The 12,959-nt window shown below is 74.3% G+C and carries 6 protein-coding genes; 4 read left to right on the top strand and 2 right to left on the bottom strand.

Annotation, left to right across the window (positions count from 1 at the left end; genetic code table 11):
• Positions 1 to 81: 81 nt before the first annotated feature.
• Complete coding sequence (locus tag ACSEEN_RS17610; RefSeq protein ID WP_440713884.1) at positions 82 to 9,552, top strand: beta strand repeat-containing protein; 9,471 nt, start codon at positions 82 to 84, stop codon at positions 9,550 to 9,552.
• Positions 9,553 to 9,612: 60 nt separating this feature from the next.
• Here the strand turns inward: ACSEEN_RS17610 and ACSEEN_RS17605 are convergent, their stop codons facing one another.
• The gene (locus tag ACSEEN_RS17605; RefSeq protein WP_298445184.1) at positions 9,613 to 10,107 is read right to left on the bottom strand and encodes a nucleoside deaminase; all 495 of its coding nucleotides are present in this window, start codon (positions 10,105 to 10,107) and stop codon (positions 9,613 to 9,615) included.
• 85 nt (positions 10,108 to 10,192) lie between these two features.
• Here ACSEEN_RS17605 and ACSEEN_RS17600 point away from each other — a divergent pair, with 85 nt between their 5' ends.
• Positions 10,193 to 11,077: a DMT family transporter gene (locus ACSEEN_RS17600; RefSeq protein ID WP_247865047.1), complete on the top strand. Its 885-nt coding sequence runs from the start codon at positions 10,193 to 10,195 to the stop codon at positions 11,075 to 11,077.
• Between the two features lie 17 nt (positions 11,078 to 11,094).
• Here ACSEEN_RS17600 and ACSEEN_RS17595 read toward each other — a convergent pair whose 3' ends face one another.
• Complete coding sequence (locus ACSEEN_RS17595; protein ID WP_247865046.1) at positions 11,095 to 11,547, bottom strand: flavodoxin domain-containing protein; 453 nt, start codon at positions 11,545 to 11,547, stop codon at positions 11,095 to 11,097.
• A gap of 360 nt (positions 11,548 to 11,907) precedes the next feature.
• On the opposite strand from ACSEEN_RS17595, the gene ACSEEN_RS17590 reads away from it, so the two are divergent.
• On the top strand, positions 11,908 to 12,294 hold the full coding sequence (locus ACSEEN_RS17590) for an SHOCT domain-containing protein (protein ID WP_247865045.1): 387 nt from the start codon (positions 11,908 to 11,910) through the stop codon (positions 12,292 to 12,294).
• A 283-nt stretch (positions 12,295 to 12,577) separates the two neighbouring features.
• Positions 12,578 to 12,868: a hypothetical protein gene (locus ACSEEN_RS17585; protein ID WP_440713883.1), complete on the top strand. Its 291-nt coding sequence runs from the start codon at positions 12,578 to 12,580 to the stop codon at positions 12,866 to 12,868.
• Positions 12,869 to 12,959: the final 91 nt, after the last annotated feature.

Raw genomic sequence — 12,959 nt, 5'->3', positions numbered from 1 at the left:
AGTGACGGCTGAAACCTTACGGTCTCGTCACGGTTCTGAAACAGTCGAGAGCGACATATCTGGCTCGGCCCGGGAGGCTCCATGTCCAAATCGTCCATTCGCAAGATCGGGCTGACCCGCCGCGTCGTCGCCTCGTCGGGCATCGCCGCCGCGATGTTCGCGGCGGGCCCGGTCGCGATCGCGGCCGCGACACCGGACGACACCGGAGTCACCCAAGACGCAGAACCCTCGGGAACCGAGCAACAGGAGCCGGAACCGTCGGGGGCCGCGGACACCGGGCCGACTGACTCGGACACGACCGGCTCGGACACGACAGGCTCCGGTACCGCCGGCTCGGAGACGGCCGACGGGAACGCGGATCAGACGCCGTCCGCCGGCTCCGCGCCCGATACCGGCGCGTCGAGTTCGACGGAGCCGAAGACCGAGCACACGGACCCCGCGCCGACGACGAACACGGCACCCACGACGGAGCGTGGCCCATCGGACGCGAAGCTCCCGGGATTCTCGTCCCCGGCCGACCGGTCGAGCGGGGCGACCCGCGACCTGACGACTCCGGGCAGGCACAGCCAGGAGCGTTTCGACCGGTCGCGGGACCTGGGGGCGATCATCTCCAACGAGAAGATCCGCGCGATGTCCCTCGATAACACCGCGCCCGACCAGGGCGATTCGGTTCAGCCGCTCGCGGTCTCGCTCTCGGCGCCCGAGCCGGCGGGAATCACCGGCCTCCTCCAATCGCTGGTCCGCGGGCCGAGCGGTGAGAGCCTGGTGCTGTTCAACCAGTCGGCGGTGATGCTCGCCGTCCTGGATCCGCGGCGTCGTGCCGGGGGCAAGCTGTTCGGTCAGCCCGAAGACCTCCGGACCGCCGCGACACCGGCGGTCGCGACGGCCTCGATGCTCGGCGGCGACGGAGCCCAGACCGCGGCCCCCGCTGCCGCTCCGGCGATCGTGACCGCGTTCGTCGCCGACGACCAGACTCAGGTTCTGACGCGCACGCTCTTGGCGCCGACGCAGACGGCGGACGGCACCACGCTGCTGCTGCCGTACCTGGTCCAGCAGTTCGTCTACGACCCGATTCACGACCTCGGTCAGGCCTGGATCGTCTACGCCGCGCCGATCAACACCGTGATCAACTATCCGTTCCAGCTGCTCGTCGGGCGCGATCTGATCGGCAACGGAAAGGACGGTTACACCGGTGGCAACACCTCCCTGATCGGCGGCCTGCTGCCAGAACTGTTCGGTGACGCCGGCGACGGCGGCTTCCTGTTCGGTGACGGCGGCACCGGCGCGGCCGGGCACGACGGCGGTATGGCCGGCATGTTCGGTGACGGTGGCGCGGGCGGGGCCGGCGCCGACGGCGGTCAGGGCGGTTGGCTCGCGGGCGTCGGTGGTCAGGGCGGCTCGGCAGTCACCGGCACCGGCGGCGACGGTGGCGCCGCGATCGGCGTGCTGTTCGGCATCGGTGGCGCCGGTGGCGCTGGCGGCGTCGGAGGGAACGGCGGTGACGGCGGCGACGCGGGCGGATGGTTCGGTATCGGCAGCCTGATCGGCGCCGGTGGCAACGGTGGGGCGGGTGGTGCCGGTCTGGACGGTGCCGACGGTGTCCCGGTCCTGGTGGGCGATGGCAGCGCCGGAACTGGCGGTGGCGCGGGCGGCCACGGCGGCGCCGGGGGCAGCGGCGGATTCCTCTTCGGTACCGGCGGCAACGGGGGATCCGGCGGACAGGGCGGCCACGGCGGTGACGGCAGCGACGGCGCCGACGCGACCATCCCGGGCGGTGCCGGTGGCGTCGGCGGCGCGGGCGGCCACGGCGGCGACTCCGGTGTCGCGGGTCGTGCGGGGACCGGAAGCCTGTTCGGCCCGAACGGCAGCGCCGGTTTCGGCGGCAGCGCGGGCCAGGGTGGCGACGGCGGACACGGAGGCGACGGCCTGGCCGGTGCCGACGGCACGACCCCCGGCGCCGACGGGCTCGCGGGCGGCGCGGGTGGCGCAGGCGGCGCCGCGGGCGCGGGCGGCCGGAACGCCGACGGTACCCTCAGCGACCTCGGCGGTGCCGCGGGTAGCGGTGGTGACGGCGGTGCCGGCGGCCGGGGTGCGGACGGCGCGAATGGTACGACGCCGGGCGCCGACGGACAGCAGGGTGGCGACGGCGGCCGGGGCGGCGATGCGGGTGGTGCCGGTACGACGGCCCCGGGCGGCGCGGCCGGTACGGGCGGCGCGGCTGGATCCGGTGGCGCCGCCGGTCGTGGCGGCGACGGTGCGAACGGTGCGGCGGGTGTCGTGGGCGTGAACAACGGCGCCGGCGGCGACGCCGGCAGCGGCGGAACGGGTGGTACCGGCGGTGCGGCGGGCTCCGGGACGTGCGGCGTCGCGGGCGCCGACGGCCGCGGCGGCGACGGCGGAACCGGTGGCGCGGGGGTTCACGGCGCCGACGGCGCCGATGGCGTCGTGGGTGCGCCGAACGGTGGCAACGGCACCTCTGGCGGCAACGGTGGCGCCGGTGGCAACGCCGGCCGCGGCGGTGGCCATGACGGGGTGGACGGCAGCTCTGGGTCCGGTGGCGCCGGCGGAGACGGCGGCAACGGCGGAACCGGTGCGGACGGAACCCTCGGTGCGCCGAACGGCGGCAACGGCGGCAACGCGGGCAATGGCGGTGCCGGTGGGCTCGCCGGTATCGGTTCGGGCGGTACGCGGGGCGCCGACGGGCTGGGCGGCGATGGTGGCGACGGTGGTGCGGGCCAGGGCGGCGTCGACGGCGCCGACGGCAGCGTGCCCGGCGGTGACGGCGGCGATGGCACGAACGGCGGCAACGGGGGCAACGGCGGTAACGCCGGACTCGGCGGCGGCCACAGCACCCAGATCGGTACCGCCGGATCCGGCGGTGCGGGCGGCAGCGGCGGCAACGGCGGTGCCGGTGCCGACGGGGGCGTCGGACATGCGGACGGCGGTGACGGCGGCAACGCGGGCAGCGGCGGTGCCGGTGGCCGGGCCGGTGCCGGACTCGGCGGATCGAACGGCGCCGACGGTCTGGGTGGCGACGGCGGTGATGGCGGTGCGGGCCGGACCGGATCCGACGGTGCCGTCGCGTCGGAACCCGGCGCGGACGGCGGCTCCGGAACGAGCGGCGGAAACGGGGGCAACGGCGGCAACGCCGGACTCGGCGGCGGCCACAGCACGCAGGTCGGGACGGCCGGAGCCGGTGGCGACGGCGGCAACGGTGGCAACGGCGCGGACGGCGCCGACGGCTGGGACTACGGCCAGGCCGGCGGGCGCGGCGGCGACGGTGGGAACGGCGGCGCGGGCGGCAGCGCGGGCGCGGGGCTCGACCAGGTCGCCGGGACCGACGGCCACGGCGGCAACGGTGGGAACGGCGGTGCGGGGCAGGTCGGTGCGGACGGTACCGCCGCGACCGGGCCGGGTCTCGACGGTGGCGACGGCCAGGACGGCGGCGCCGGTGGTGCGGGTGGTAACGCGGGCTCCGGCGGCGGGCATACCGGGACGGCGGGTTCGGCCGGATCCGGTGGCGCGGGCGGTGCCGGTGGCAGCGGCGCGGACGGTGCGAACGGCTGGGACTGGGGCCAGAGCGGCGGTGCCGGTGGCGACGGCGGTGCCGGTGGTGCCGGCGGCACCGGCGGCCTGCAGACGGGCGGCGGCCGCGCGGCGTCGGGCGCCGACGGCGACGGCGGGAACGGCGGAAACGGTGGTATCGGACAAGACGGTGAGGACGGCGCTCCCGGCTATCCGGCCGGTGTGGCCGGCGGTGACGGGCAGCGCGGCGGCGACGGCGGAGCGGGCGGTAACGCCGGTGCCGCGGGCGGCGCCGGCGCCCAGGCCGGGCTGGGCGGCGCCGGTGGTGCCGCCGGAAACGGTGGTGCGGGCGGAGCCGGTGCGGACGGCTGGGAGTACGGCGAGGCCGGCGGTGACGGCGGCACCGGTGGAGCCGGTGGCACGGGCGGCGCCGGCGGCCTGAACGGCGACGGCAGCGCCGCGCAGTCCGGTGCCGGGGGCGACGGCGGCGCGGGCGGCTCCGGTGGTGACGGCGCCTCCGGCTCGTGGACGAACATCGAAGGCATCGACGGCGGCACCGGTGGTGCGGGCGGTCACGGTGGTGGCGGCGGCGACGCGGGCGCTGCCGGAGGAACCGACGCGAGTAACGGAATCGGCGGCGTCGGCGGGGGCGCCGGAAACGGTGGCGCGGGGGGCGCCGGCGCGGACGGCTGGAGCGCCGGAACCTCGGGTGCCGCGGGCGGTACCGGCGGCGCCGGGGGCACGGGCGGCACCGGTGGATCGAATCTCGACGGGACGTACGCGGAGGCCGGTGACGGCGGAAGCGGCGGCACCGGTGGGACCGGCGGACAGGGCGCGACCGGCTGGGGCACCACCGTCAACGGCGCCGCGGGCGGCACGGGCGGTGCCGGTGGTGCCGCCGGCGCGGGCGGCTCGAACGCCGACGGCGGCCACGGTGCGAACGGCGCGGGTGGCGCCGGCGGAGCAGGTGGAATCGGTGGCACCGGTGTCAGCGGAGGCGCCGGTGCGACCGCGGGCAACGGCGGCGTCGGTGGCCAGGGCGGCGTGGGCGGAGCGGGTATCGGCGGTGTCGGCGGCGGCGCGGGTGGTGCCGGTGGCGCGGGCGGTGCCGGCGGTGCCGGTGACGAATGGGCCGTGCGGGGCGGCAGCGCCGAGCCGCAAGCGGGTGGCACCGGTGGCACCGGTGGCATGGGCGGTGCCGGAACCGACGGCGGATCGTACGGAGACGGCGGTGCGGGTGGCGCGGGCGGCACGGGGGCGAGTGTGCTCGACGGCGACCTGGCCGCCGGCGCCACCGTGACCGCTGGACAGGGCGGCGCGGGCGGTGCCGGTAGCGCGGGCACCACGACCGCGGCCGGACTCGGTGGTGGTGGCGGTGGCGGCGGTGGCGGCGCCGCGGTCATCGGCATGTCCGGCGGCACGGCCGGTGGTTCGGCGATCGGCGGCGCGGGCGGCCAGGGCGGCGACGCGTCGTCGACCCTGACCGGCGGCCACGGCGGAACCGGCGGCAACGGTGTGATCGAAGCGAACGGCGCGGGCAGTGAAGCGACCGGGACCGCGACCGGCGGTGCCGGTGGCAATGCGATCGGCGCGGGCACCGGCGGAAACGCCGGAGAGGGCGCCATCCTGGCACTTGATCCGGGCGACAACGCCTCCGGTGCGGCCACCGGCGGCGCCGGTGGCACAGGCGACGGCGCGGGCAGCGTCGGCGGCCACGGCGGTGACGCCTGGATTCAGGCCCAAGACGGGAACAGCAACGCCGGCGGCACCGCGACCGGCGGCGCCGGCGGCGGCGCGTCGAACGGTGGCACCGGTGGCGACGGCGGTTACGGATTGATCTTCGCCGTGGGCGCAGGTTCATCGTCGTCGGGTGCCGCGACCGGCGGTGCGGGCGGCACCGGGACGGCGGCCGGGGCGCAGGGCGGTACCGGCGGTAGTGCCCAGGTCACCGGGTTCAACGGCGTCACGACGGGCGGCACCGCGCACGGCGGAGCCGGCGGCCAGGGCCGGGGCGGCGACGGCGGCGACGGCGGGCAGGGCTGGGTCGGTGTCTACGACTACGCCGGCGCCGCCGGGAGCGCGGTCACCGGTGGCACCGCGATCGGCGGCGCCGGTGGCGACGGCGGTTTCGACGACGGCGCGAGCAGCAACACCGGCGGCGCGGGTGGCGCGGGTGGCCAGGCACTGGTCGGTGCCGACGGTGGCGGCTCCGCCTCCGGCACCGCGAACGCGGGTGGCGGCGGTCACGGCGGCAACGGTTCGGCGGCAGGTGCGGGCGGCACCGGCGCTGCCGGTGGCAACGCCGAGATCTTCGCGTCCGGCGGCGGGGTCGCGGGTACCACCGCAGGCGGTACGGCGACCGGTGGTGCCGGTGGCGCGGCGACGGGCACGGGGACCGGTGGTGCGGGCGGCAAGGGCTATGTCCTCGGCCAGAACGGTGGCAAGGCCACCGCGATCGGTGACGGCGCGGTCGGCGGCGCCGGTGGTGCCGGCATCGACGGAGGCCAGGGCGGTGCCGGAGCCGAGGGCAAGGTGCACGCGAGTGGCGCCGGTGCCACCTCGACGGGCTCCGCCGAGGGCGGCGCGGGCGCGGGCGGCTCCGGTTCAGGTAGCCGGGGCGGCGACGGAGGTCGAGGCGACGTTCATGCCACTGCGGCCGGCAGTTCCGCGGCCGGCGCGGTCGAAGGCGGTGCCGGTGGCGAAGGAACCGACGGTGGTCACGGCGGAAACGGCGGCTATGCCGAGGTGTGGGCGAGCGGAGTCGGCAGTACCGCGAGTTCCGCCGCGGGCACCGTGACGAAGGGCGGCACCGGCGGGTCCGCGGAAGGCGCGGGCAGCATCGGCGGAAACGCCGCCGCCGGCCGCGTGTGGGCGGGAGGCGAGGGCTCGTCGGCGAGCGGTGTCGGGTTCGGCGGCAACGGTGGCGGCGCGAAGAGCGGCGGCCAGGGGGGCGCCGGAGCCAACGGCGGAGTGTTCGCTTTCACGAAGGACGGGGCCGCGAGCGGCAGCGGTACCGGCGGTAGCGGCGGCAACGCCGACGGCAAGAACGCCAAGGGCGGCGACGCCCACTCCAGCGGCGGTTCGATCCAGGTCGGCTACCTGAACAACAGCGGCGCCAACGCGGACACCGGCGGAACGGCGGACGGGATCGCCGTCGCGGGCGACGGCGGCGACGCGTACGGCGACAACAGCCAGGGCGGCGTCGGTGGCACGGCCGTGATCCTGGTCGGCTCGACCGTCTCCGGACGTGCGGTGACCGACGGATCCGCGAGCGGATACGTGAAAGGCGGACGAGGCGGCGACGCGTACGCCGGAGGGACGGGCGGCAATGGCAACACCGGTCAGATCTGGGCCGGTGTGTCCGGCGGAGACGCTTCCGGTACCGCGATCGGCGGAGACGGCGGGGACAGTGACGGGACGGCGGCCGGCGGCAACGGCGGCCGCGGGCTCGTGTCCACGCCCAGCAACAACCCGCAGGCCGGCGGCGTCGACAGCAAGTCCGAGGGCGTGGCCACGGGCGGCAACGGTGGCGACGGAGTCAGCGGTGTCGCCGGTGGCACCGGTGGCACCGGCCAGATCGTCGCGCGCAGCAAGAACGACGAGGTGACGGGAGCGACGGCGACGGCCGGGCACGGCACCACCGGCGCGAACGGCGGCAACGCCGAGGTCTCCACCCCGTTCGCGTCGACCGGGGGCAGCAAGGTCACCGGTAGCACCGCGGTCGCGGGCGTCAGCTCGGCGAATGCGGTCGGCGGCGCGGCGACGGTCTCGGCGTCGGGCGGTGGCTCCGTAGCGGGTACGACGGCGACCGGCGGCAACGCCGGCAACGGCGGTGCGGGCGGCGAAGCGACGGTGGCGGCCAGCGGTAGCGGCAGCATCGCCGGCAGCTCCGCGACAGGTGGCGACGGTGGCGGGTCCGCTTCCGCGGTCGGCGGCAAGGGCACGCTGACGGCAGGCAACGGTGCGTCGATCACCGGCACCCATGTGACGGGCGGCGACGCCGGAGCCGGTGGAGCCGGTGGAGCCGCGTCGGCGACCGCCGACAACGGAACGATCTCCCAGAGCACCGCGACCGGTGGCGACGGCGGCCGGACGAAGGCCGGCGGTGCGGCAACCCTTTCGGCGACCACGGGCGGGACCGTCACGCAGGGTACGGCACAGGGAGGCTCCGCCGGAGAGAGTCTTGACGGCGGTACCGAAGGCGCGGGCGGATCGGCGTCGTTGATCTCGGCCGGAACGGGCAGTACGACGCAGGGTACGGCGACCGGTGGCACCGGTGGCCTCGGCTCCGGTGCGTCCAGCATCGGCGGTGCCGGAGGTACCGGATCGCTGCAGTCGGCGTCCGGCGGCCACACCGGAGGCATCGCTCAGGGCGGAGCCGGTGGCGCGGGTCGTGACGGCGGTACCGGCGGCGCCGGCGCCGTTGGATGGGTCTTGACGTCCAACGGCGGTACGGCGACCGGTACTGGGGACGGTGCGGTCGGGGGCGACGGCGGTGACGGCGTCCGCGGCGGTACCGGCGGCAACGGCCAGAACGGATCGGTGACCGCCAACGGCGCGGGAACCACCGCGAGCGGGCAGTCGATCGGCGGATCAGGCGGTGACGGTTACGACGGCGGCAAGGGCGGGCTCGGCGGCGCGGCCGAGATCGTCACCCGCGGCACCGACAGCCGAGCCGAAGGCACCGCGACCGGCGGCGCGGGCGGCGACGCCTACGGTGTGTCGTCCACCGCGGTCTCCACAGTCAGCCAGGGCGGTACCGGCGGTGCGGCAGGAGTCTTCGCCGGAAACAACACCTACCAGCCCGACGGCGCGTACGCCCACGGTGACGCCGTCGGCGGAGCCGGCGGCGAAGCCCGGAACGGGGGTGCGGGCGGTGCCGGTGGTGCCGGCAGCATCCGTGCGTTCGTCGACGGAGGCGAGGCATCCGGCAGTGCCACCGGCGGTGACGGAGGAACCGCGAACGGTGGCAGCGTCGTGGCCGGGGCGACGACCAACCGGGCGACCGGCGGTCGTGGCGGCCAGGGACTCATTCAAGTCGGCTGGACGGATGTCTCCGGCAGCGCCCTGGGCGGTATCGGCGGCAAAGCCGCCGGCACGGCCGTCGGCGGCACCGGCGGAAACGGGATCGGCGACGGCAGCCGCGGGGGAAGCGGCGGCGAGGGCCATCTGCTGGTCGGCGCCAACAACGGGACGATCGCGGCACCGGTCCTGACCACCGGAGGCACGGCGACCGGCCACGGCTACGGCGGCGATGGCGGTGACGGCAAGAACGGTGGTCTCGGTGGTGGGGGCAACAACGGCCAGGTCTACGCGGGTGGGTCGAACACGACCGCCGACGGCACCGCGACCGGCGGTGACGGTGGCGTCGGCGACGCGGCCACCGGCGGCCAAGGCGGGTGGGGCGGCGTCTGGACCGCGCCCACCGCGACGAGCGGTTCGATCACGAATGGAACCGGGACCGGTGGGAACGGGAGTGACGGCGTTGCCGGCGTGACCGGCCGCAAGGGCGGTGAGGGACGTATCCGGATCCAGCCCGCCGGTGGCAGCGTCGTCGACAGCACCGCGAAGGGCGGTGACGCGGCGGGCGTCGTCGCAGACGGCAACCACGCATATATCCAGGCGTACGGCGGCGTCATCGAGGGAAGCGAGGCGATCGTCGGCGGGGCCACCGACACCGCGGCGGGCGGCGGAGCGCAGATCAACGCCTACACCGGGGCGACGGTGACCGACAGCGGAGCCTACGGCGGCGCGGCCGGTGAAGGTTCGGCCGGAGGCAAGGGTGGTACGGGCGGCAGCGCGACGATCACCGTCACCGGTTCGAGCGTGTCCGACTCCACCGCCACCGGTGGCGCCGGCGGCAGCGGGACGAACTCCGGCGTGGGTGGAAAGGGCGGAAACGCGTCGCTGACGGTCAATCCCGGCCAGACCGTCGACGGAGTGCATCCGGCGGGCGGGCTCGGCGGAAGCAAGAACGGCGTCGGCACCGGCACCGCCGGGACCAACGAGATCCGCACGATTCCGTAGCGGCCGTCATCGGTTCGACTTACCCTTCGTCCGGCGATGTGGTGGGTGGGCAGTCCGCGGTCAGTCCAGTTCGACGCCCGCCGCCCGGGCGTGCAGGGCGCGGATCTCGTCGATCAGCTCCGGCGCCGGCCCGGCGACGACGACACCCGGCGCGACGGCGCTGATCGGCAGCGGCGCCACCGGGGCGTCGTCCAGTCCCCACTCGCGGCGCCACTGCAACAACTGGATGGCGCCGGCGGCGTAGACGATCCGCCCGAGTCCGACCCACCCGTGCGCCGCCGCGCACATCGGGCAGTGTTCGCCGGAGGTGTAGACGACGGCGGCGCGCCGCTGATCCGCCGAAAGGTTCTCGGCGGCCCACCGGGCGATCGCGAACTCGGGATGGCGGGTGTTGTCGCCGCCGGAGACGTGGTTGAAGTCCTCGAAGAGCACGTCGCCGTCGAGCACGAGGAGAGACCCGAACGGTTCGTCGCCGACCTTCACCGCGTGCCGCGCGAGCGCGACGCAGCGGCGCAGGTGAGGGAGGTCGCCGGGCTCGGGTGTGCGCACGATCACACCTCGACCGTATCCCACCGCACGGGGTGCGTAGTGGGGCGTCGCGCCGACGAAAGCGACGTTCGGCGGATATTCTGGAAGCACCATGCATTCCTGGGTTCCGGCGCTTCTCGCTGTGCTCGCCGCGGCGATGATCGCGACGGGCACTGTGCTGCGCCAGCGTGCGTCCGCGCGCAACGGGTCCATCACCAAGGGCTGGTGGCTGGGTGCGGTGGTCGCGATCGTCGGCTTCGGTTTCCAGGCGTGGGCGCTCGGTCTCGGATCCATCCTGCTGGTTCAGCCGCTCGTGGTGCTCGCGGTGCTGTTCGCGCTGCCGCTGGAGGCGCGCGTCGATCACCGGAAGCCGTCACGGATGGACTGGGTGTGGGGCGGTGTCCTGGTCGCGGCCGTGGTGTTGTTCCTGGTCATCGCGCGTCCGCACCCTTCCGACCGTCGCGCGGCGCCGACGCTGCTCGCCGTCACGGTGACGGTGCTGGTGATGGTGCTGATCGCGCTGGTGATCCTGGCCGAGCGCTGCCACAACGCTCACCACCGTGCACTGTGCTACGGCATCACGGCGGGCGCCCTGTTCGGTGTCGCGGCGCTGCTGATCAAATCGGTGGCACTGCACGTGATCGCGTCGCCGACGGAGGTGTTCCGGCACCCCGACCTGTATCTGCTGGTGGTCGTGGCCGCGCTGGCCGTCGTCGCGCAGCAGCGGGCCTTCGGCGCCGGCGACATCCAGACGTCGTTCCCGGCGATGAACGTGATGGAACCGGCCGTCTCGATGGCCCTCGGGGTGATCCTGCTCGGTGAGAACCTCAAGGTCGGGATCGGCACCGTGACGCTGCTGATCCTTATTCTGCTGGTGGCGGCGGTGGCCGTCGTCAAACTGGCTCAGCACGCGGCGATCCGCGGCGATGCCGGATCGCACGACGACCGGAGTCGTCGCGGCGTGGGTGTGACGGCCGAATCGGCCGCGGAGTCGTAGGTACGACGCGCCGGGACTCAGCCCTCGGCGATGACGTCCTTGAGGCGCTCGGCCCAGCCCTCGGCGGCCGCGGTCGGCTTCTCGGTGGAGCTGGCGTCGTGGCGGTAGTGCTCGCCGACCTCGGTGGCGCCGAGCTTGGTCAGCATCTCGGCCATGATCTCGCCGCCGCGGTTGAAGGTGTCGTCGTACACGGAGTCGCCCATGCCGAACACGGCGAAGCGCAGGCCCGACAGGTCCGGCTTCACGTCGTCGAGCTCATCGGCGAACGGCAGTGCACCGGAGGGGAGTTCGCCCTCGCCGTAGGTGGAGCAGACCACGACCAGGAAGTCGTCGGTGTCCAGATCCTCGGCGGCGTAGTCGGTCATGTCGTAGATCGACGGATCGAAGTCAGCGGCCAGAACGTCGGCGATCGCATCGGCGACCAGCTCGCCGGTGCCGGTCTCGGTACCGTAAAGAATGACTGCTGCCATGATCGGTGACTCTCCTACCTTGGGGAATGACGAAAGTACGGTAGCGTAACCCGTTCGATCGCGTCCAATCCCACGCCGGGACTTTGGGCCCCGGACGATCCGGCTTCCGGGGACGGCGACGGGGCCGGGCACCTGCGGGAACGTCGCTCCGGCCGGCGGCCCCCGTGTCGCGGAAATCACCCCTGCCGGGGGATGTGCCGGGCGGGCCGGGTGATCGTCGGCGTCGACAGTTTCGCGGTGTCGTGTTTGTCGCCGTGACCATGGCGTTTGTCCCCTGTTGACCAGCGGCCCGAACTGTGGTGCGGTTGCTTGCGGCCGCACGCTGTGAGGCGGCCCGGTAAGAGATTGAGGAGGTCCCACATGGATTGGGGCAACTGGTGGAATGTTCTCTGGTACACGATCGTGGTCTTCGCGTTCATCGCGTACCTGATCGTCCTGTTCATGGTCCTGACGGATCTGTTCCGTGACCGTAAGCTCGCCACCGGCTGGAAGTGTGTCTGGATCTTCTTCCTGGTGGTCTTCCCGTATCTGACGGCGTTCGTGTACATCATCGCGCGCGGCCCCGGTATGGCTGAGCGCTCGGCGGCCGCGCAGCACGCGGCCGACGCGCAGGCCCGCGAGTACATCCGCGACGCTGCGGGCACCGCGACCCCGGCCGATCAGATCGCGACGGCCAAGGCGCTGCTCGACGCCGGCACCATCACCGAGGACGAGTTCGCGGCCATCAAGGCCAAGGCTCTGGCCTGATCCTCAGCGGTACGACGCCCGGTGGCCCCTCGTGGGTCACCGGGCGTCGTGCATCCGGCGGTCGATCGCGTGGCGAGCGGTTCCGTCGGGCCGGCGCTACCGGCGAGTTGCACCGGCGCCTCGCTCTGTGATCTAGTGACGCGGTTGTCCGATATGTGACACGTCGCACTGCCAGATTCTGAGGGGTCTGTTCATGGTTTCCGTTTCTTCGGTATCGCCGAGAGCTCGTGCTCTGCGGCTCGGAGCCGTCGCCGCGACGGCGTCGGTCGTTCTCGGCGCCGGAATGGTCGCGGCCCCCGCTCCGCAGGCGAACGCGAAGAGCGTCGCGGGAATCGAGGTGCCCAGCCCGTCCTCGCTCAATCCGGCGACGATGCTGGGAAAGGTCGTCGGTGGGCTGGTCAACAACTCGGCGGCCCAAGACGTCGCGGCGCAGTGGCGCACCGAGGTCTGCGCATCGGGCGGCACGAGCAAACAGGGCATGGCCGACTGCTCGCAGTCCACGGGAACCGGCGTCGCGATGGTGATTCCCGGTTCGATCGGTCAAGCCCCAAGTAGTGGTGTAACTCGTTGTTGATCCTTCGGTGGTGGTCAGGCTGGTATTTGCATCAGGTCATCGGTGGTCACCTCCGTCGTCGAGTCGGTGTTTGTGTCGGTGGTCAGGGTCA

This window comes from Gordonia marina, assembly GCF_052036135.1.
In the GTDB taxonomy this organism is placed as follows: domain Bacteria; phylum Actinomycetota; class Actinomycetes; order Mycobacteriales; family Mycobacteriaceae; genus Gordonia.
Note: the sequence above shows the minus strand (reverse complement) of the source record. Positions and strands in the feature narration are given on the sequence as shown.

Coding starts and splice junctions, on each gene's coding strand:
- ACSEEN_RS17600 (WP_247865047.1), top strand. CDS start 10,193: ATGCATTCCTGGGTTCCGGCGCTTCTCGCTGTGCTCGCCGCGGCGATG.
- ACSEEN_RS17610 (WP_440713884.1), top strand. CDS start 82: ATGTCCAAATCGTCCATTCGCAAGATCGGGCTGACCCGCCGCGTCGTC.
- ACSEEN_RS17590 (WP_247865045.1), top strand. CDS start 11,908: ATGGATTGGGGCAACTGGTGGAATGTTCTCTGGTACACGATCGTGGTC.
- ACSEEN_RS17585 (WP_440713883.1), top strand. CDS start 12,578: ATGGTCGCGGCCCCCGCTCCGCAGGCGAACGCGAAGAGCGTCGCGGGA.
- ACSEEN_RS17595 (WP_247865046.1), bottom strand. CDS start 11,547: ATGGCAGCAGTCATTCTTTACGGTACCGAGACCGGCACCGGCGAGCTG.